18 protein-coding genes are annotated in these 21,183 nt (G+C 40.1%); 10 read left to right on the top strand and 8 right to left on the bottom strand.

Features of this window, described 5'->3' with window-relative positions; translation table 11 throughout:
* The first annotated feature begins 272 nt into the window (after positions 1 to 272).
* Positions 273 to 968 carry a monofunctional biosynthetic peptidoglycan transglycosylase gene (gene mtgA / locus AC13EX_RS05665; protein ID WP_482891966.1) on the top strand — a complete coding sequence of 232 codons (696 nt, stop codon included), beginning with the start codon at positions 273 to 275 and terminating at the stop codon, positions 966 to 968.
* Positions 969 to 977: 9 nt separating this feature from the next.
* Here mtgA and AC13EX_RS05660 read toward each other — a convergent pair whose 3' ends face one another.
* Both AC13EX_RS05660 and AC13EX_RS05655 read right to left on the bottom strand, forming a co-directional pair.
* Positions 978 to 1,580, bottom strand: coding sequence for a DUF2179 domain-containing protein (locus tag AC13EX_RS05660; protein WP_048641203.1), 603 nt, complete (start codon positions 1,578 to 1,580; stop codon positions 978 to 980).
* 308 nt (positions 1,581 to 1,888) lie between these two features.
* Positions 1,889 to 3,079, bottom strand: coding sequence for a CynX/NimT family MFS transporter (locus AC13EX_RS05655; RefSeq protein ID WP_482891917.1), 1,191 nt, complete (start codon positions 3,077 to 3,079; stop codon positions 1,889 to 1,891).
* A 313-nt stretch (positions 3,080 to 3,392) separates the two neighbouring features.
* On the opposite strand from AC13EX_RS05655, the gene AC13EX_RS05650 reads away from it, so the two are divergent.
* On the top strand, positions 3,393 to 4,259 hold the full coding sequence (locus AC13EX_RS05650; RefSeq protein WP_482891916.1) for an SDR family oxidoreductase: 867 nt from the start codon (positions 3,393 to 3,395) through the stop codon (positions 4,257 to 4,259).
* A gap of 140 nt (positions 4,260 to 4,399) precedes the next feature.
* Positions 4,400 to 5,128 (top strand): NAD(P)-dependent oxidoreductase, encoded by a 729-nt coding sequence (locus AC13EX_RS05645; RefSeq protein ID WP_482891915.1) that lies wholly within the window; start codon positions 4,400 to 4,402, stop codon positions 5,126 to 5,128.
* A 29-nt stretch (positions 5,129 to 5,157) separates the two neighbouring features.
* On the opposite strand, the gene AC13EX_RS05640 is transcribed toward AC13EX_RS05645, so the two are convergent.
* The gene (locus AC13EX_RS05640) at positions 5,158 to 5,664 is read right to left on the bottom strand and encodes a phosphohydrolase (RefSeq protein ID WP_482891914.1); all 507 of its coding nucleotides are present in this window, start codon (positions 5,662 to 5,664) and stop codon (positions 5,158 to 5,160) included.
* Between the two features lie 385 nt (positions 5,665 to 6,049).
* Between AC13EX_RS05640 and AC13EX_RS05635 the strand changes: the two genes are divergently transcribed.
* Positions 6,050 to 6,601 carry a hypothetical protein gene (locus AC13EX_RS05635; protein ID WP_482891913.1) on the top strand — a complete coding sequence of 184 codons (552 nt, stop codon included), beginning with the start codon at positions 6,050 to 6,052 and terminating at the stop codon, positions 6,599 to 6,601.
* Positions 6,583 to 7,089, top strand: a complete 507-nt coding sequence (locus AC13EX_RS05630; protein WP_482891912.1) for an amidohydrolase family protein — start codon at positions 6,583 to 6,585, stop codon at positions 7,087 to 7,089. Before AC13EX_RS05635 ends, AC13EX_RS05630 begins: the two co-directional genes overlap by 19 nt.
* A gap of 142 nt (positions 7,090 to 7,231) precedes the next feature.
* On the opposite strand, the gene AC13EX_RS05625 is transcribed toward AC13EX_RS05630, so the two are convergent.
* The gene (locus tag AC13EX_RS05625; RefSeq protein WP_482891911.1) at positions 7,232 to 8,692 is read right to left on the bottom strand and encodes a DUF1501 domain-containing protein; all 1,461 of its coding nucleotides are present in this window, start codon (positions 8,690 to 8,692) and stop codon (positions 7,232 to 7,234) included.
* Position 8,693: 1 nt separating this feature from the next.
* Positions 8,694 to 11,438: a DUF1553 domain-containing protein gene (locus AC13EX_RS05620; RefSeq protein WP_482891910.1), complete on the bottom strand. Its 2,745-nt coding sequence runs from the start codon at positions 11,436 to 11,438 to the stop codon at positions 8,694 to 8,696.
* 354 nt (positions 11,439 to 11,792) lie between these two features.
* Here AC13EX_RS05620 and AC13EX_RS05615 point away from each other — a divergent pair, with 354 nt between their 5' ends.
* Genes AC13EX_RS05615 through AC13EX_RS05605 form a run of 3 tightly spaced genes read left to right on the top strand, consistent with a single transcriptional unit; the run spans position 11,793 to position 16,811 of the window.
* Positions 11,793 to 14,291 (top strand): DUF1549 domain-containing protein, encoded by a 2,499-nt coding sequence (locus AC13EX_RS05615; RefSeq protein WP_482891909.1) that lies wholly within the window; start codon positions 11,793 to 11,795, stop codon positions 14,289 to 14,291.
* 15 nt (positions 14,292 to 14,306) lie between these two features.
* Positions 14,307 to 15,734, top strand: coding sequence for a DUF1501 domain-containing protein (locus AC13EX_RS05610; RefSeq protein WP_048641195.1), 1,428 nt, complete (start codon positions 14,307 to 14,309; stop codon positions 15,732 to 15,734).
* Positions 15,735 to 15,743: 9 nt separating this feature from the next.
* Entirely contained in the window at positions 15,744 to 16,811 is a 1,068-nt protein-coding gene (locus tag AC13EX_RS05605; RefSeq protein WP_048641194.1) for an NHL repeat-containing protein, read from the top strand.
* Positions 16,812 to 17,275: 464 nt separating this feature from the next.
* Here the strand turns inward: AC13EX_RS05605 and AC13EX_RS05600 are convergent, their stop codons facing one another.
* A complete protein-coding gene (locus AC13EX_RS05600) occupies positions 17,276 to 17,776 on the bottom strand; it encodes a tail fiber domain-containing protein (RefSeq protein WP_482891908.1) in 501 nt (166 codons plus the stop codon).
* Between the two features lie 215 nt (positions 17,777 to 17,991).
* Complete coding sequence (locus AC13EX_RS05595) at positions 17,992 to 18,951, bottom strand: hypothetical protein (RefSeq protein ID WP_482891907.1); 960 nt, start codon at positions 18,949 to 18,951, stop codon at positions 17,992 to 17,994.
* Positions 18,952 to 19,058: 107 nt separating this feature from the next.
* Here AC13EX_RS05595 and AC13EX_RS05590 point away from each other — a divergent pair, with 107 nt between their 5' ends.
* Positions 19,059 to 20,045 carry a D-alanine--D-alanine ligase gene (locus AC13EX_RS05590; protein ID WP_482891965.1) on the top strand — a complete coding sequence of 329 codons (987 nt, stop codon included), beginning with the start codon at positions 19,059 to 19,061 and terminating at the stop codon, positions 20,043 to 20,045.
* 15 nt (positions 20,046 to 20,060) lie between these two features.
* Complete coding sequence (gene rluF, locus AC13EX_RS05585; protein WP_048644390.1) at positions 20,061 to 20,792, top strand: 23S rRNA pseudouridine(2604) synthase RluF; 732 nt, start codon at positions 20,061 to 20,063, stop codon at positions 20,790 to 20,792.
* A gap of 190 nt (positions 20,793 to 20,982) precedes the next feature.
* Here the strand turns inward: rluF and AC13EX_RS05580 are convergent.
* Positions 20,983 to 21,183: hypothetical protein (locus AC13EX_RS05580; protein WP_482891906.1), on the bottom strand; the 201-nt coding region annotated here is incomplete at its 5' end.

Genomic DNA, 21,183 nt, shown 5'->3' with positions numbered 1-21,183 from the left:
GCTATGGTGAAATTAAAAACAGCAACGAAGTGGCTGATTTTAAAGCGATTTCAGCACGTAATAGAATGTCTATTTCATATTTCGGGTTTAATACATGCCCCTTGATATCTGATGTTATTTTGATCGGAGTACATGGGGCATTTAAGGGCTTTTGAAGTTATTCCTTGCTTCAAAAGCCTTTTTTATGGCCTAAATTTTGATTAGAAGGAAAAGGTGCCTTCTAAGGGTTTGAAGGATAGGCTTTTAATTGTTAGTGGCTTAATTTATTAAACATTCATTCTTTGAAGATAATAATTGCTTGGGTAGGAAAGGTGTTGCTAGCCTTGTTTGTAGGCTCAATAGTATTGGTCGCTTTATTGAGCGTTTTTCCAGTTTATTTTACGCCTTTAATGGGGATTAGAACGGCGGAACAAGCTATTTTAAAAGACAAAAGCCTTGCTTTTAAGAAGGACTGGGAGCCTATTGAAAATATTTCTCCTCATTTGTACTTGGCGGTAGTCGCTGCTGAAGACCAGAAATTTTTGACACACAGTGGATTTGATTGGGAAGCCATAGAAAAGGCCTTTGAAGGTAACAAAACAGGAAAGCAGTTAAGAGGGGGAAGTACCATTTCCAATCAGACAGCCAAGAATGTATTCTTATGGCCTGGAAGAAATTTTATTAGAAAGGGGATTGAAGCCTATTTCACTGTTTTAATTGAGTTTTTGTGGGGCAAAGAAAGGATTCTTGAAGTATACCTGAATGTGATAGAAATGGGAGATGGGATTTATGGTGCAGAGGCTGCCGCTCAATATTATTTCAAGAAACCAGCATCTAAATTAACCCGGCAGGAAGCGGCTTTAATTGCAGCTGTACTCCCCAACCCGATTAGGTGGAGGCCCGACAAGCCTACTGCTTATATCAAAAAAAGACAAGCTTGGATATTGAGGAATATGAGGAACCTGGGAGAAGTGAAATTTGAAGAGTAAGGTTTGGAATTATTTCCTTATGATACTTCTTAGGCGGCTAGTGAATCTAGGTCTGTCTTCCATTATGTTCAAGTCGTCCTCCGAAATTCGTTTCACACTCTCAATGGTATAGAAGGCCTTTTCATGACTTTCTTTAAGTTTGCCGATAAAGCTTTTAAGCATTTCTCTTTTGATGACAGTGAACATCAATATTACTTTTCCATATCGTCCTTCCGCTCCCACAGAGGTAAATCTGTACCCTTTTTCTTTCATGTACTCTACAAGCTCTGGCAAAGGTTCTGGAGTGATTACTCTCACAAGTACTCTGCCTAGTGCGAGCCTTTCCTCTATGACCATGCCAACATAGGTGCCAGTTGCAAAACCTCCTGCATAAGCCACGTAGGACATGGGATTACTGATGTTTTGGAAGATTTGTCCTATAGCCAATAACCATATAAGGGCTTCAAAAAAGCCTAAAATAGGAGCTACGGTCTTTTTGCCATTAAGCACAAACATAATCCTCAGCGTGTTGATGGAAACATCCACTACCCTGGCAAAGAAGATCAATAGAGGCATCACCAGATAATCAAAAACAGGTGTGGAAATGCCAATGGATTCAAAAAATTCTTGCATGAGAATACTGAAAGGTTAGAGCAGGCAAAAGTAAGGAAAGTAAACTGATTTTTATAATTATTTTACAATAGTTGTAATATGGTCATTTATAGGGTTTTATTAATGTTAATAGTTAGGTCAGTAATAGGGGGTGGACCATTTGGCCTTTAATGCATTCCCTTCAAAAGCAGGAAATCTGTTGGCAAATAACTGAAATTATTTAAACCTTTTTTTTGCCCCTAGTTAGATGAAGACAAAGGTACATATCAATGCCCTTTGACCAACTGATCTTTGGACTAAAAGAGGAATAATAAAGTGCGAGATCTTGGTTAAATTGTTTTGTCCTTTCCCGCAAAATATCCGAAATAGGTAAACATACAGGAGGCCAATACCATCAAGTAGATCAACATGTCCCAGTTGTGCCAAATATCAAAGGCCATACCAAATAACATAGGACCAAAAGCTGCCAAGAAATAACCTGCAGACTGTGCCATACCGGATAAGGCTGCGGTGTAATTGTCCCCTTTTGTTCTAAGGGTAATCAGAGTATAAGCCAGACTGATACTAGCCCCCATTCCCAATCCTACCAGTCCAATGCTTAATATATTTAGCCATAGAATAGGGATAAATAAACTGGCAAAACCTACAATATATAAAATGCCTATGGACATATTGAAGGTGGATTGTTGTTGGTACCTGACAGCGATGAATGGGGCAACAAATGTACCTGTCAATCCTACAACTTGCATCAAAGAAGCCGTCAATCCAGCTTCTACTGGAGACAAGCCTCTTTCTATCATCATATCCGGAAGCCAGGTCACCAGGGTGAAGAACAGGAAGGATTGGATGCCCATAAACATTGTTACTTGCCATGCCAGTCTTGATTTCCACACGGATTTACTGGTTTTTTCAGGCTTTACCTTTGGTTTAGGGCTTAATTTAAGTTGTGGCCACCAAGCGATAAGGGCGACAAAAAGCAAAGAGCTCCAAAATAGCAGTGACCCTCTCCAGCCCCAGCCAAGGTCAATGGCCAAGGGGACGCTTAATGCAGTGGCGACGGCTGCCATCAAAGACATACCAGTGCTGTACATTCCCGTAACAGCTCCAGTTTTCTTAGGCATTCTTGCCTTTACCAAAGGAATAAGCAAAACATTGCAGATAACTATACCTATGCCAGTAAGTGCTGTGCCTACAAAAAGGGCTAGAGGGCCAGCGGAAACTCTAATAAGCGAACCGATGCCTAAGACAAGAAGCCCGAGAAAAATGGCCTTGGCCTTGCCAAAATAGTCTCCAATGGCTGCGGAAAATAGAGAGAAAACAGCAAAACTAAGCAATGGTAGCGTTGTAAGAAATCCCGCAAGGCCATGTGAAAGAGACATTTCCTCCCGGATAAAAGGAATAAGTGGACCTACGGCAGTAATGGATGGCCTTAGATTAAAGGACACCAATAAAATACCCAATACAAGCCAATGATTACTTGTTTTGTCCTTTAAACTGCTTATGGTACTGCTAAAAGTCATGAAAGGTCAACCCATCTTGGAGTATATAAGGTTCCGTAAAAGGAGAAAAGGATTCTAATTTCATTAATTTTCATTTTTTGAAGGGATTTCATCTGAAATTATTAAGGCTAATGGGTGATTTGGCTTGCTTCTTTGCAAAGGCTTTAGTAGTAAATTCATGCTAGTTTTAAATAGTCTCGCAATCAGGCTTAGTTCTTTAAATGGAATTGGTAATTTAATGAATCATTGCATTTCTGATCGAATTTGAAATCCTATTTTAGATTTTATTCGTAGACAATTCAAATTGAAACCACCATTTCTTAATTGTTTAAAGATGAGTACAAAGAAAGTATTGGTAGCAGGGGCAACAGGATATTTGGGTCAGTACTTGGTAAAGGAACTTAAAAAAAGAGGTTATTTGGTGAGGGCGCTCATTAGAAATGAACAGCAAAAAGATAAGTTTGAGTCTGTAGATGATTTTTTTATTGGTGAGGTTACTGATTCAAAAAGTCTGAAAGGAGTAGCCAAAGGAATAGACTGGGTTTTTTCTACCATTGGGATCACCCGGCAGAAGGATGGTTTGACCTATATGGATGTTGATTACCAAGGCAATTCCAATTTATTGAAGGAAGCCTTACATGATGGAGTAGCATCATTTCAATACATCTCAGCTATCAATGGGGATAAACTGAAACATTTAAAGATTTTTGAAGCCAAGGAAAAATTTGTAGAGGAACTAAAAGATGCAAACATTACCTACTGTGTGCTTCGGCCAAATGGATTTTTTTCAGACATGAAAGATTTTTTACAAATGGCCAAAGTCGGCAGGGTATATTTATTTGGTGAGGGCAATTTCAAACTGAATCCCATTGATGGAGAGGATTTGGCAAAAGTGTGCGTTGATAAAATGATTTCCGGAGAAAAGGAGGCCACTGTTGGAGGACAAGATATTTTAAGTCAAAATGAGGTGGCTTCACTTGCTTTAAAAGCTTGGGGTAAACCTATAAAAATCCTTCACTTGCCCGATTGGACAAGACGTCTGACAATTGTTGCTTTGCGGACTTTTACTTCTTCAAAAACCTATGGGCCGATTGAATTTTTCTTAACAGCTATGGCGGAGGACAATATCGCCAACCAATATGGGACAAAGCGGCTTGAAGATTTTTTTAACCAAGAAGTGGACCGAATGAAAAAGGAGTAAAACCTAGCTGATCTCTGTGAAGAGTCGAAGGGAAGGGATTCTATTCGAAACCGATTGATTTTTCGGTTGGTTTTATTATTTAATGACGCAGAAAATTTAAAAGAGAATGATATTCCAAGCATTTATTTAAGCCCTAAAACATGAAAACTTTAGTCGTAGGAGGCAGCGGAGCAACAGGTAGAAAACTGGTCGAACAACTTTTGGCATTAGGTCAGGAGGTTAAGGTGATCCTAAGGTCCACTGGAAATATTCCAGAACACTGGAAAAACAAGGGTAATTGTTCTCTTGTCATTGCCAATATCAATGAGATTGGGGTGGAGGAGATGGCTGGATACATTAAGGATTGTCAGGCAGTAGTCTCTTGCTTGGGTCACAATATGTCTATGAGTGGGCTATTTGGCAAGCCTAGAAATTTAGTAAGGGATGCTGTTCAGTTGCTATGTGATTCCATTGAAAGAAAAGGAGCGGATAACCCTATAAAACTTGTCTTGATGAATACTGCTGGTAACAGGAATAAGGATTTGGTTGAAGCCCTTACGTTTAAGGAAAGGATAGTCATTGGCTTAATTCGAAAATTGCTGCCGCCTCATTCAGACAACGAAGAAGCAGCAGAGTATTTGCGGGTAAATATTGGACAAAACAACCCTCTAATAGAATGGGTCGTCCTCCGTCCGGATTCTTTGATTAATGAGGAGAGGGTCACTGTTTACAAACTATATCCATCACCTATCAGAAGTGCTATTTTTAATCCAGGAAAAACCAGTCGCGTAAATGTAGGGCATGCGATGGCTCAACTGATTGTAAATGATAAGCTTTGGGCATCTTGGAAAGGTAAAATGCCAGTAATTTACAATGAAGGATCAAGGTAATTCTAGCAGGAGGAATGGTTTGTAACTGCTTATTCCTTTTCAAGTAAAGCGTCAATATGCTTGATCATGTCTTCCAATTCGGGTCTATAGGTTTTTTGTATAAAGTTGTCATTTTCTTTTTTATACTTTTCGTACATACCTGATCCCTGGCTTTTAGAATGCGTTATATTGGCAATTCGATCGCATAATTTTATGAAAACAGCATTTGGGGTTTTATGCATTTCCTGGTAGTATTTGTCATTTGCTCTTTCGCTTCTGCTTTTCCCTTTTTCATTGGTTAGGGCAAATGCCAACTCCGCAATGGTTTCATTAGTGTTCTGTAAAACATCGTTGTAGGTTTCTCTGGCATCTTCTATAATGTCATGAACCCAACAGCCGCAATAAACATTCTCTTGATCCTCTTCTGCTATTAGATAGATAAACTTTTGAGCAACAGTAAATACCATTTCTAAGTGGTAAGCATAATCCCTGTCTCCATATTTATGGTTGACTTTCTGATGCGAACAAATAGCGTATTCGGTGGTTTTTTGTAACATGTTATCTGAAATTTATAATAAAGCCATTTGGGTTCAGCTTTGCAGTGAATAGGCTGTTTTCTTGACTATTTCTGATTGCAATGAGCTAATAATGAACTAAGAGATGATAAATTGATTAAGGATGGTGAGTTTTGAGTGAAAAGACTTCAATTTGGTGGGGTATTAAGATTAGGGTTTTTAGCTTGATTTCTATATTGCTATTTCCAGTATAAAAGTGAGAGGATTTTTGATATAAACCAAAGTCCAGATAGCGTAATTTATTGAATGCCTTCTAATTCAAGAGGATTTTATTTAATTGAGTATCTTTTGTAAATTTAATGTTTGGGTTGCGATAGTTACTTATTGTAGTTCAAGACTTAGATTTTAACCTAACTCAATTGTTGGTATGAAATACGCCTCCTTTCTGTTTTTAATGACAATAGCCCTTTCAATACCAGTGTTCGGTCAGTATAAAACGAATTATCCGGACATCCCAAGAATCGATGTGCACAGCCATGTGGCCAATGACCTGGATGGCATTGCAAATTACCTTGTTCTTGGAGATAAATTGCGGGAACGCAATGGCATTGATTTAGCATTTTGGATTAACCTTGGCAATGGACGGCAGTCAATAGAAGATATTGAAGAAGTAAAAACAGCAAGTGAAGGGAGAATGCTTTGTGGAATTGCTGATTATAAAGCCCATGATGGATTAAGTTATGCGCCGGAATCTTTAGAGGGCCTTAAAAAACAAGGTTTTGTGGGCTATAAAATTTGGTCAGGGCCTTGGTACCGAACACTAGAAAAGAAGGAAGATGGCTTTCCTTATATTGACGATCCAGCCCATGAAGCGACCTTTGCTGAAATGGAAAGAATAGGGTTTTTGGGTGCTTCAGTCCATGTGGCAGATCCAAATGGTCCTTTCGGTGAAAGGACAGCATGGCTGGCCGACCCATAGAATATTGGACCCAGATCAATGCCTGGAGAAATGTACTAGAAAAACATCCCAATTTGATTGTGGTGGCTGCCCATGGCAACTGGCTTTTGTGTCAGGATGCGCAGATAGATTATTTGCGGAACATGCTGGCAACTTTCCCCAATTTGAATATTGATTTGGCTGCTACTTTTCAATATTACCACTTGGTCAATAGAGACAATCTACGATCTTTTATGATTGAGTGGGCCGATAGGATTGTATTTGGTACAGACATCGGGAAGGTAGAAAGCAAGGAAGAGGCAGGTATTAGGGCGGAGCAATATGTAAAAGCCTTTAGAATATTGGAGACAGGAGATATGGTAAAAGGAGGCTTTTTTGGAGGGCCTGAAACCCAGGGCCTGGAATTGCCTAGAGAGGTTTTGGAGAAAATCTATTATAAAAATGCCATGCGGTTATATCCTCATGTAAAGGAAAGCCTCGCCGACCTTGGGTATAAGGTGACGAAATAATGCCTGTAGTTTTCCTTTGCTGAATATGGTGTTATTAATAGTTTAACCCGAATTACACAATTGGTTATCACCTATTTAAACCAGCAATAGGAGCTTTTTGTCTATTTTCGGTTTAAGGGTAAGTTGAGGAATACATAACCCATCAAGTAAGCACTTCATTGATGACCTTGCCATGAACATCTGTTAACCTGAAATTTCTTCCCTGGAATTCATAGGTCAGCTTTTCATGATCAAAGCCCAGCCTTTCCAGGATGGTGGCTTGCAAGTCATGCACATGGGTACGGCCTTCTATGCCATAGTAACCAATTTCATCTGTAGCACCATGAATATGTCCCTTCTTAACTCCTGCTCCTGCCATCCACATGGTGAAGGCTTCCAAATGATGATCTCTACCATCAAAGCCTTCTCCTGTTCTGGATTCCATCATTGGGGTTCTACCAAATTCTCCTCCCCATACGACAAGGGTATCATCCAATAGGCCTCTTTGTTTGAGGTCCCTTAGCAAAGCAGCAATGGGTTGATCAATGTTTTTACAAGACCTGCGCATTCCTGCTCCTACACCATTACCAGCACCCACGCCATGGGTATCCCATCGGTTATCGAAAAGTTGTACAAAGCGCACGCCTTTTTCAACCAATCGTCTCGCTAAAAGACAGTTATTTGCAAAAGAGGCTTTTCCGGGGTTGGTGCCATACATTTGATGGATGTACTCTGGCTCATCGTTGATGTTCATGGTCTCCGGTACAGATGTTTGCATGCGGAAAGCCAGTTCGTATTGGGAGATGCGTGTTAATATTTCCGGATCGTTTGATTCATCGTATTCCATCTTGTTAATTTGATTGATGGCATCAATGGATTTTTTTCTCAGGTGGCTGTCAATGGAATTTGGATTAGACAAAAACAAAACCGGATCACCTTCGGAACGACACTGTACGCCTTGGTAGATGGTTGGAAGGAAGCCACTTCCCCAGGCACTTTTACCCGCACTAATGGCTCCGCCACCAGAGGTAAGTACCACGTAACCTGGAAGGTCTTCATTTTCAGTACCCAATCCATAGGTCGACCAGGCCCCTATACTTGGCTTGCCCAGCCTGGGACTGCCAGTGTGCATAAACAACTGGGCTGGGGCATGATTGAATTCGTTGGTATGCATGGCTTTTAGAAAACTTACCTCATCCACCATTTTTGCAAATTCAGGCATATAATCAGAGACAAAAGCGCCTGACTGGCCATGTTGGCTAAAGTTGGCTTGAGGGCCTAGTAGTTTAGGCGTCCCTTTCAAGAAAGCAAACTCTTTTCCTTCCATCAGGGATTGGGGCGTATCTTTGCCATTTAATTCCTGCAAGGTGGGTTTGAAATCAAATAGCTCCAAATGAGAAGGACCACCTGCCATGTGAAGGAAAATCACACTTTTTGCTTTTGGCGCAAAATGTGAGGCTTTTTTTCCAAGTAATGAGGTTGCCGGATCAGGGCTAGACTTGCTACCGCAGCCGATAAGTGAGCCCATGGCCAATGCGCCAAGTCCAGAGGTGCATTTTTTTAAAAAATGACGCCTGCTATTGTACTGTGCTTCACGGATAATTGCTTCTTCCCAAATATTCATCCTATCTCCTGGTTACAGATTCATCTAAATTTAACATGGCATTGCTTACGATCCGCATGGCGGCTAATTGAGCGTTATCGTCCAGATCTTTACCCTCTCCTTCATAGTAGGCGAGTGATTCCAGATAAAGCTTGTGCAACACTTCCACTTTTTCTGGTTCTGGTTTTTTGGCAGTGACCAACTGAAGGTTTTTTTCTATACCACGCTTAATGTCCCCGGCACTTTCCTTCAATATTCGCTGCGCCCAAGCCTCCGCAGCTTCTATGTATACGGGGTCATTTAACAATACCAATGATTGAAGCGGGGTGTTTGTTCTGATTCTTCTGGAGGTACAAATTTCCCTTGATGGACTGTCGAAGGTGACAAAGGAAGGGTAAGGGTGTGTTCTCTTCCAGTAGGTGTATACGGCTCTTCGGTATTTTTCCTCTCCTTCGCTAGGAAACCAAAACTTACCATTAAAACTAATGATGTTTTCAGGTTGGTAAGGCATTACACTTGGCCCTAACTGTTTTTCATTCAATAAGCCACTGATGGCCAAAGCCTGATCTCTAATGGTTTCTGCCGGTAACCTCGTTCTTGAACCCCTAGATAAGTATTTATTATAAGGGTCTTTTTTCATCTTTTGTTCGTCAGTAGTGGAACTTTGTCTATAGCTCTGAGACATAAGAATCTTTTTGATCAATGTCTTCATGGACCATTTCATTTCATCCTGAAAGTTGACAGCCAACCAGTCCAGTAATTCTGGATGACTTGCAGGAATGCTCTGACTTCCAAAGTCCTCCATGCTTTCGACGATGCCATAACCAAACAGTTGTTCCCAAATGCGGTTGACAAAGACCCGTGAGGTCAGGGTGTTTTCACCACTAACCAGCCATTTGGCAAAGTCTAGCCTATTGGGTTCCTGACTAGATAGTGTACCCATGATTTCAGGGATTCCAGCTTTTACCTCTTCTCCTTTTGATCTCCAATCTCCTCTTTCAAATACATAGGTTTTTCGAGCGTTGGATTTAGGTAAGTCCTTTAAAATAGGTGTCTGTACAGGTTTAGCATTTGAAAGTTCCACTAATTTGGCCTGTATGCTTTGTGGATACTTGTCTATTGATGGAGATTTTTCATGGTAAAATACCCAGTCTAATCGGATTAAATCTTGTGCAAAAGTTTTGTCTTTTTTAAAGTAATAAAAAACATCTCTTTTACCTGATACAGGTTTAATAGGGACCTTTAAGGTTTCCCAGTCCTTTGGTTTGTTTCCTGGGAAGTTTTTGTCGGTAATACCAAAGTTTCCTTTTCCAATGATTTCACCTAACATGGAGTCCAGCCTGATCTCTAGTTGGGCGCCATAAATAGAGGCATAGCCTAAGGAAATGGCAGTTACCTGATCCAGGTCCACATTTTCAAACATGATCCATGAACTGTCTTGTACCTGCCAGATGGATTCCTGATCATGGGCTACCAATTCTATAAATCTGCTTTTGTCCTGAAATTCTTCTGCTTCTACCTTTCTATACCCCAGGTTATAGAGCAGATCTTCCTTTTGTTGGTGTAAAAATTCATCCGAAATTTTGGGTAGCTTTTCTGAAGGTTTGAGCTTGTCATTGACCCAGGAAAGCAATTCTTTTACTTTTTGCTTATCTTCAGCTTGGTAGGTGAAAACTTTTGGTTGTTCATTGTATAGGTCTTTGTCCTGTGTATTGTTAAAGAATGCCTGACTTTGGTAAAATTCTTCATGCCTGATGGGGTCATAAGGATGACTGTGACATTGGACACAAGCCATGGTAGTACTCTGCCAGACTTCGTAGGTTGTGCCCACTCTCTCCATGACTGCAGCTACTCTAAATTCCTCATCATTGGTTCCCCCTTCATCATTGGCCATGGTGTTTCTATGGAAAGCCGTAGCCAATAAGTCCGATTCTGTTGGTTCGGGTAGTAAATCTCCAGCCAATTGGGCAATGGTAAATTGATCAAAGGGCATGTCTTGGTTAAAGGCATTAATTAGCCAGTCCCTGTATTTCCAAATTTCTCTGTGCAAGTCTTTTTCATAGCCTTTGGAGTCGGAATACCGTGCAAGATCCATCCAGAAAGCAGCCCATTTTTCTCCAAAACGAGGAGAAGCAAGTAATTTGTCTACTGTTTTCTCATAAGCCATAGTAGATGTATCGCTTATAAATTCTTCGTAAGCTTCCAGTGTTGGGGGCAATCCTGTAATGTCCAATGAAAGCCTTCTTAGCAGTAATTCTTTGGGCGCTTCTTTATTAGGCCTCAATTCGATTTCCTCCAGTTTCTTAAAAATGAAATGATCAATCTCATTTTGTGCTGGCACATCCATGCTTACTTCCGGTACTTCTATGTCTTTTTTCGGAGCTATATAGGCCCAATGCTTCTCCCAATTGGCACCTTGGTTGATCCATTCTTTGATCAAGTCAATTTCTTCAGTTGACAATGGAGCCTTGCCCAAAGGCATACGCATTTCCGGGTCATGGTGGGTAAGGCGTTTGACCATTTCTGAAGCGCCTGCATCTCCTGGTATAATGGCCGGTTTGCCTGATTCAGTATTCATTTTCGCTTCTTCCTCAAAGAGCAAAGAAAATCCGCCGGATTGCTTTACACCTCCGTGGCAGGAGATACATTTATTGTTGATTATTGGCCGTATTTGACGGTTATAACTTATCTTTTCTTCCCCAGACCACATCCAATAGGTAAGGACAACAATGAGAGGCATTAAGAAAATGAGGTAACGGCTTTTCATTTTGGGTAGTTAAGCTGACAAAGGCATTAAATGTAATGAAATAAAGCATTATTTTCAAAGACCAGATATGTATTGATCTTTTAGGTTGGTGTAAAAAGTCTTGTGTTTACGCAAATCATAAGTTAACTTTTACCAATTAAGCAGGATAGTACAGGGTAGTTGTAATGCAAAATTTTAATAGTATTGTAACAAGCAGCTCTTGTGTTAAGTTTAGTAATTGACTGTGTTTGCAGTTATTTTATGAAGCCATTTGCTTGCTAATAAGTGGATTATTTTTTTTAGGTTTATGTTCTTTTCTTGGCCAAGCTTATGAAAAATGTGTGTATTGCCTGCTGAGATAAAAAATTGAAATTAATGATTAAGATGAATAAAGATAACCTGTTATTATTCTGTGGGATAGTTTTTTTCTTGGTTTTGGGTGTCTCAATTGAGGTGCAGGCCTTTGGTACGGTCTTGCTATTTCAGGCAGAAGAGGCAGAAACTTCTTTCTGGTTATGGCAGCTTTTTGGGCGCCTTCACCCACTTGCAGTTCACTTTCCTGTGAGTTTCTTGATATTAGCGGCCCTGCTTGAGTTGTTTACACTCAAAGACTTTAACCACAAGCTTAGACCAGGCATTACTGCCTTGGTATGGGCAGGAGCAGTTGGAGCAATCGTAGCTGTTGTCTTAGGTTTGCTTTTAGCAAACATAGAAGACTATGGTGGTAGCATGCTTGATATTCATCAGTGGACAGGAATAGGGACTGCCTTATTGAGTATTTTCTTACTTGTCTTGATGGGAAAAACCACTGGCAGTCAAAACGCCAAAGGAGTTAAAGTTTTTCGGGTTGCTCTTATTGTTACTGCCGTGGCAGTGTCTGTAGCAGGACATTTTGGTGCCTCTTTGACTCATGGAGAAGAGTACTTAACAGAGACCTTGCCATGGAATGAACCCGAATTTTCTACGGAGGACTTGGATATAGATCTTGTGGCTTTTGAATCCGAAGGAGAATTAAGTGAGCAAAAGCAAATTGAATTGGTTGGTAAGGTTAGGGCCGTTTTTGCCCATAATTGCTATAAGTGTCACAGCGATGCCAAGATAAAAGGTGAGTTGAGGCTAGATACGAAGGAGTTTGCTTTTGAAGGTGGAGAGTCCGGGCCGGTAATCATTCCGGGAAATGCTGGGAAAAGTGACCTGGTTCGTAGAATAAAACTTCCTAAAGACCATAAAGAAGCCATGCCTTCCAAAGGGAAAGTGCTCTCTGATGATGAGATTGCGTTAATTTCTTTCTGGATTGACAAGGGAGCTCCTTGGCCGGATGCTGCAGAAGATGTAAGTGTGTACAGAGTAGCAGAACTTGCACCCCGGAGACCAAATTTACCAGCTCCTAGAAAAGATCTGAATCAAGCTATTGACATTTGGGTAGATGAATATTTCGAAGAACAAGAAATTGATTGGAAAGCGCCTGTTGATGATAAAGTATTTTTAAGGAGAATATACCTTGACCTTTTAGGTCTTCAACCATCTACCGAAGAATATGATGCTTTTATAAAGGACAGCAGACCTGACAAAAGGGCCTTAAAAGTAAGAGAGCTTCTAGATAGAGATGACGATTATGCCACTCATTGGTTGACTTTTTGGAATGATGCTTTGAGAAATGATTATACTGGTACAGGTTATATCACCAAAGGTCGGTATGCCATTACGGATTGGTTGTACAGTTCCCTTCGGGACAATAAACCTTATGACCAATTTGTAAAGCAATTGTTGAATCCGGATGAAAAATCGAAAGGCTTTATAGAAGGCATACGATGGAGAGGGGACGTAAATGCCAGTCAGGTCACCGAAATGCAAGCAGCTCAAAATGTAGGACAGGTTATTTTAGGGCTTAATTTGAAATGCGCTTCTTGCCATGACAGTTTTGTAAGTGATTGGAAACTTGAAGAAGCCTATGCTTTTGCCAATATCTTTTCGGATTCCTCATTGGTCGTAAGCCGCTGTGATATTCCTACTGGAGAAAAGGCAGGGACTAAGATTTTGTGGGAAGAATTAGGTGAAATTGACAGCACTGCCAACAGGGCTGAAAAGTTAGAACAACTTGCCAATTACCTTGTTCAACCTGCCAACGGAAGGCTTTACCGTACTATTGTTAATAGAATATGGAAGCAATTAATGGGTAGAGGGCTGGTGGAACCTGCAGATGAAATGGACAATATCCCATGGAGTCAGGATCTATTGGATTGGCTGGCAACAGATTTTGAAGATGAAGGCTATGATCTCAAGGAATTGATATACAAGATTGCAATTTCTAAAGCTTACCAACAGCCGGCTGTAGCCGTAGAAAATCCATTGTTTCTTGCGGATGATGATTTTGTTTTTGAGGGTGCTGTGATACGTAGAATGACTGCCGAACAGTTTTCTGATGGAGTAAGTCAAAAAATCCACCCAATCTTTAGTGAGGAGCAAATGAAATATAACCCAAATGAATTGGCGGTATCTGAGCAATCTGATATTGGCTTTGTTCGGGCAGCACTGGTGGCCAATAATGGGCTTCTCAAGGCCCTTGGTAGGACAAACAGGGAGGTTGTTATGACGAGTAGAGACAGTCAGGCAAGTTTATTGCAAGCCCTGGAGTTAACGAATGGTGAACAGCTAAACAATACCCTCAAGGAAGGGGCTGTCAAATGGAAGGAAAAGTATGAAGCCGGTGATATTATTGTTCATGAAGTATACAGGCAATTACTGGGTAGAGACCCTCAGCAGAATGAATTTAATATAGCCATGGCAGTATTGGGAGAATCTCCAGAGCCTGAGGCAATTCAAGATTTATTTTGGGCTGTTTTGTTACTTCCTGAATTTCAATTAATTTACTGATCAAAAGCAAAAGCTATGAATTATAATTGGAGAAGAAGAGATTTCTTAAAGAAAACTAGCGCTGCTTCTATAGCAGCCATGGCTGCAGGAGCTCCAATTTCAGCCTTATTGAATGCTTGCTCCCCGAAAGAGCAATTAACAAGTACGGCAGATACCGTGATTTTACTGTATATGGCTGGAGGTATGGCCCATACAGAGACATTTGACCCTAAAAAATATACCCCATTTAGAAAGGGAATGGAATCCAAAGAGGTTTTAAGTACTTTTAAAGCAGTTCCTACTGTTTTGGATGGGATAAATTTTTCTGAAGGACTTGAAAACATTGGTCAGATAATGGACAAGGGAAGCCTGATCCGTTCTTATGTGGCGGCTGACCTGGGGCATATATTGCATACCCGCCATCAATATCATTGGCATACATGCTATGAGCCACCACAATCAGTAGCGGTGCCTCATATGGGTTCATGGATGGCCAAAGAATTGGGGCCTGTGAATCCTGTTATTCCTCCTTTTATAAATATTGGACAGCGTTTTACTGTAGGTGAAGGAGAAGAGTTGAAAGCTTTTCATAGTGCAGGATTTTTAGGCAGTGAATATGGGCCTTTCCTAATACCAGATCCAACTTCTGGTTTGGATAGTGTTCGACCACCTGTAGGGATGTCTACCAAGCGGTTTGAAGCAAGAAATCAACTTTACGAAAATTTAATAAAAGAAAGTGCCATGGGGGAATTTGGTAGTGACTACCAAAAAGAATCCTTAAAGCGATCCATGGAACAGGCTTATATGTTATTGAACTCTCCTGAGGCCAAAGCCTTTGACCTGAGCCTTGAACCCAAAGAGAAATACGATATTTACAATACCGGGAAATTTGGCTTAGGTTGTCTTATGGCCAAAAGACTGGTAGATCAGGGTGCTCGATTCATCAGTGTCACCTCAGAGTATGAGCCTTTCAAAGGTTGGGATACGCATGAAAATGGACATACTAGACTTACGGATATGAAAAAACAAATTGATGCTCCTATCGCTCAACTTATAAAAGATCTTGATGAAAGTGGTAGGTTGGACAGGACCATGGTGGTTTTGGCCAGTGAGTTTAGCAGGGATATGCTAACAGAAGGCAGGCCGGGAGCCAAAGTAAAAGATCAGGTAGAGGTTCCTGATATTATTGAAGACCTTAAAAATTACGGTATGCACAGGCATTTTACGGATGGCTGCTCAGTCTTGATGTTTGGGGGAGGAATTAAAAGAGGGCATGTGTATGGAAAAACTGCAGATGAGAGACCTTGTAAAAGTATAGAGAAGCCCATTAAGATAGCTGCCTTACACCAAACCATTTACCATGCCCTTGGAATGGATCCAGAAACGAATTATGAAATAGAAAAACGTCCTTTTTATACCACTCCTGATGGACATGGGGAGGCAGAAATGGATTTATTCGCTTAAATTAGAACCATGAAAGAAAACTTAAACCCAAGAAGGGAATTCCTTAAAAAGTCAGGTCTGACCGTACTCGCCGGTGCAGTTGTTCCCAATATAATTGTAAATAAAACTTACGCAATGGAAAAAGACAATTTACTAGGCCATGGTTCTCACCGTTATAAGGTCATAGAAGGCTGGGGCAATTTGGATCCAGTGAAAAATCCTGTAAATGATTGTCATGAAATGGTGGAAGATGCAAAAGGAAGATTGATCCTTTTGACGAATGAGACCAAGAACAATGTCATCATTTATGATAAATCCGGAAAGTTGCTGGAGACCTGGGGGTCTACCTATCCTGGCGCACATGGGCTTACTATCAGTGATGAAGGTGGGGAGGAGTTTTTATATATCTCAGACAATACCCGTAGTCAGGTGATCAAAACTGACCTTAAAGGTAGAGAGATTATGGTTATAGATTACCCAAGAGAAACGGGTAATTATGCCTATCCCAAGCAATTTGTCCCCACTGAGACGGCCATCAACCCTGCCAACGGTGATATTTACATTGTAGATGGATACGGTTTAAACTACGTGACCCAATACAATGCCAAAGGGGAGTTGATTCGTCAGTTTGGTGGCAAAGGAGAAACCAATGAAACCTTTAACTGCTGCCATGGTATTTTGGTAGACACAAGAGACAAAAGCAACCCTACTTTATTAATTACAGATAGGGGAAATATGCAATACAAGCGTTTTACCTTGGATGGAAAATACATTAAAACAATTCCTACACCAGGTTCATTTGTTTGTAGGCCTGTTTTGAGAGGAGACAATGTCTATGCTGCTGTCTACAGAAGTACCACGCAAGCCTATCCAAATTCCGGTTATATCACCATTTTGGACAAAAATGACCAGGTAGTCTCCACTCCAGGAGGTACTGCTCCGGAATATGTAAATGGAGAACTTCAGGAACAACGCAAAGACATGAGCTTCCAGGGATTTATGCATCCGCATGATGTCTGTGTAGACAGAGATGAGAACATTTACGTTCCACAATGGGCCTCCCAAAAAACCTATCCGGTTAAGTTGGAAAGGGTTTAACCCGAAATATGCAATAGACATTCTATTAGGTGCTGAAATCGCTTTAAAATCAGCCACTTCGTTGCTGTATTCAATTTCACCATAGCGGTGCTATGCTAAAATCTCCAAACAGCCTGATTTCCTTGCGATTGCAAAACTTTCCGTAAACACGGGACATGCTTCACCCCTAACTATTGTCAGGACGGAGAAATCCTATTACATAATCCGAGTTTAACAGAGGATTTTATAAAACGGACAAAAAAAGCCATCTTTTATTGAAGATGGCTTTTTTTGTGGCAATTGATTTTCATTTAAGCGGTATTACACCCCTCTTTTGGTTCCCACAGGAACATGTCCTTAAATTCTTGGCTCCTTTAATCGAAAAACATCTCCAAACAGGGTGAAATCTCAACCTAAAGCCCAATGGAGAACACATTAGGTTAGTATTGGTAGTAGGAGGAAGTATTTGGTTCTTATTGCTAGTGTTACTCTAGCATCTCGATTTCACAATTAAGCATTTCTATTTGCCGTTGGTTGGCTTCAATTATTTTTTGTTGTTCTTTGATGGCATTTACCAAAACGGCCATTAGATCCATGTATTTAAGTTTTAGATGTTGGTCGGATTTATCTATACTTACCAATTCAGGCATTATTGTTTGTACATCCTGAGCCATAAAACCCATACGCTTTTCTGCTGACTCATCAGATTTATAGGTGTAGATTTTTGCATCCAATTGCAGTGCTTCTGCCAGCCCATATTGAAGTAAAGAAATATTGTCTTTTAGCCTGTAATCTGAACCGGCCATTATACAATTGTCATCTTCTGAACAATCTCCATCAGCACAATCTATTTGTCCATCGGAATCATCATCAATACCATTATTACAGATTTCGACTTTAATATCTTTGTCATCATCGTCTAATGAGCAGGACAATATTCCTATACTTAAGATTAAAATAAGCGCAAATTGAATATTAGGTTTCATAATGGAAAGGTTTATAATGTTTTATATTATAATCAATTTAAAAAATATGTTGTAAGAAAAAATATTTCTGGTTTGATTTTTCAATAGCATGGCCTTAAACAAGCGATTTGGTGAATTAAATAGCAATAGACTTACAATGAGGGTATTATTGCTTCACCGCAATGGAAGCTGCAGGGCTGCATTGGTATTAAAATTTCCTGAAATTACTTTTCTAATTACTCAATGACGTACACTCCATCACCTGTGCCCATCCATATTTCGCCATTTGGGGCCTGAGAAATACTGAATACGCTTATGTCCTTAAAGGTTTCTTCATCGTAGGACCAGCTTTCATGCATATAGATTGCATATCCTGTATATCCGGCACACCATATTCTATCGAAACTGTCAACTAGAATTTTGCTAATTTGAAAAGATTTGTTGGCATTAATCTGCTTGCCAACCTTTTCATCAAAGGTAAAAAGTGGTGGCCTACCACTGGTATTGGAGCTTGAAAAGGAATAATCAATCCCGGCTACCAAGTCTCCACGGCTGTTTTCTTCCAGATTTGTGATGGAATATGGATTAAAGCCTAAATTATCCGTATTGTAGAGGCTCCATTCCCCCTCTTTTATTTTGGCTAGTTCCACATTGCCTACGCTGGTTTGGGAAGAAACCCATACTTCATCCTTGCGGGTTACCTTTATACCGCTTACCCAATGGGCGGTTAAAGGTGAATTGTCCGGAGTGTAGAAGGTGAGGCTTTCTTCATCCAGTCTACCTAATCCGCCGCTGTTAAATCCTCCCATGGCAAACCAAACCTGGTCTTTTGAATCGATGTCCAAATCCATAACAACACCTTCCATACCAGGGGTATTGCTGGGATCGTATCGGGTGAAATTTTCACCATCAAACTTTACGAGGCCATCTGTAGCAAGAAAGACTTGATTTTTGCTATCTACTTTTAATACTCGAATCATTTTTGTGATTTCGGGATATACTTTTATGTTTTGGCCATCAAATTTTAGTAATCCCTGATCTAATGTTCCCAGCCATGCATTGCCTGCCTTATCAAAATCAATAGTGGTAATGTGGTAGCCCTCCAGGATTTGCTTACTCTGTAGAGGATCCTCTGAAGACCAATTGCATGAGAATACAAGAGGTAAAATAACACACAGGTAGAAAAGGACTTTCATAATCTTTTTGTAGATCGCAATTCCATGTGGAATTGTTTATCAAATTAGTTATTTATGATTTTATTTACAAAATATTCTTGTAACTCGCATCAAAATTGAGATTAATGATTAAAAAGAAGATTGCGTTGGTCATGGGAGGCTATACTGGGGAGTCAGTAGTCTCTTTAAAGAGTGCTGCTGTAGTGGCGCAACACCTAGATGAGGACCGTTATGAGGTTTGGCCGGTCCATGTTTATCAAGACAGTTGTTATCATTTGGCTGCAAATGGAGATAAAATACCTGTAGACTTTAATGATTTCTCTATAAGCTTAGCTGGGGAAAAGATCAAATTTGATGGGGTGTTTAATATTATCCACGGATCTCCCGGGGAAGATGGTAAGCTTGTAGGGTATTTTGATATGTTGGGAATTCCATACACAACCTGTGATTCCCTTACTTCTTCTATTACCATGAATAAGGCTTATACCAAGAACATCATAGCGGATATTCCTGATTTGCATGTGGCCAAATCAGTGCAGCTATTTGAAAATTATAATGGGTTGGCTGAAGAGTTACTTGAAAAATTGAGCTTGCCGATTTTCGTCAAGCCCAATAATGGAGGTAGTAGTATAGGGATGAGCAAGGTGAAAAATGCCGAAGAGTTGGACTTGGCCTTAGACTTGGCCTTTAAGGAAGATGATCAGGTGATGGTGGAGGAATTTGTTAGTGGTAGGGAGTTTTCTATAGGGATTTATAAAGCCAAAGGGAAAATTACCGTTCTTCCTTCGACAGAGATCATCAGTTCAAAGGAATTTTTTGATTTTGAAGCCAAATACAAGCCTGGTGTTTCTGAAGAAATTACTCCAGGAAGAATGGATGAACGAGATGTAGAAAAGGTCAAAAAAATAGCCGAACAAGTTTACCGGAAATTGAATTGTAAGGGAGCGGTACGGATGGATTATTTTTTGGAAACAAAAACAGATGACTTCTATTTTATAGAGATCAATACTGTACCTGGGCAAACGGAAACTAGTCTTATCTCTCAGCAGGTAAAAGCAGTAGGAATGAACCTTAAGGATTTCTATACAGAGCTGATTGAAGAAATGTGGCATTAATTTAAATAGTTGAATGTGAAAAGTGAAGTCAGGATAAATAAGTTTCTAAGTGAAATTGGCTATTGTTCCAGAAGAGAAGCTGATAGGATGATTGCGGCCAATAGGGTGACCATTAATGATAAGGTACCTGAAATGGGTACTAAAATTGTTCCTGGAGATGTGGTGAAAGTGGATGGAGAAGTGGTCTCCGCACCAAAAGAAAAGCATGTCTACATTGCTTTCAATAAGCCCGTAGGTGTTATTTGTACCACAGACACAAAAGTAAAAGACAATATAGTAGACTACATCAATCACCCACAGCGGATTTTTCATATTGGCAGATTAGACAAGCCGAGTGAGGGACTTATTCTTTTGACTAGTGATGGGGACATTGTTAATAAAATATTGAGGGCGGGGAATGCGCATGAAAAAGAATACATAGTAAAAGTAAACCGACCCATAGAAGGAGATTTTATTGATAGGATGAGTAAAGGTGTGCCCATTTTAGACATTGTCACCCAAAAATGTTACGTCAAGCAACTGAAAAAGGACACTTTTAAGATCATCCTTACCCAAGGCCTCAATCGGCAGATAAGAAGGATGTGCGATTACCTTGGCTATAAAGTCGTTGCCCTCAAGCGGGTTAGAATCATGAATATTTCTCTAGACCTGCCCAAAGGTAGATGGAGGGACTTGTCTGCTGAAGAATTAGATGAAATTCAATATTTGGTAAAAGATTCTTCAAAGACTGCCCCAGATGCTGAATAAATAAGGGTTTTTACTTGAGTTTGCTGCTAAGAATTTTTGTCGTTAAGGATTTTCTAATTTCAGGCTATAAAATTATATCTAAAATTAATTTATGGCAATATAATAGCTGTAATATAAATTATAATGTAAAAATTGAATTGTTTTATTGCCAAAATTTTAATTTTATGATCTTTTTATTACCTTTGACATATCAAACAAAGACAAAAGGTCTTTGGTCAATAAAGACAGGTATTTTATTGATGATATATATTGTAGGATGATGAAACTGGCAGACATGCCCTCCTGTCTCGGGGGTGGGGAACACAGAATAAAGAAAATAGCGAGCTCGTATTTTTCCTAACTGCCCCGTGGAGGTTCGACTCCTTCTCCTACAGCAGGTTATTTTGGGTTT

The organism is Cyclobacterium sp. L-R, assembly GCF_056859355.1.
Note: the sequence above shows the minus strand (reverse complement) of the source record. Positions and strands in the feature narration are given on the sequence as shown.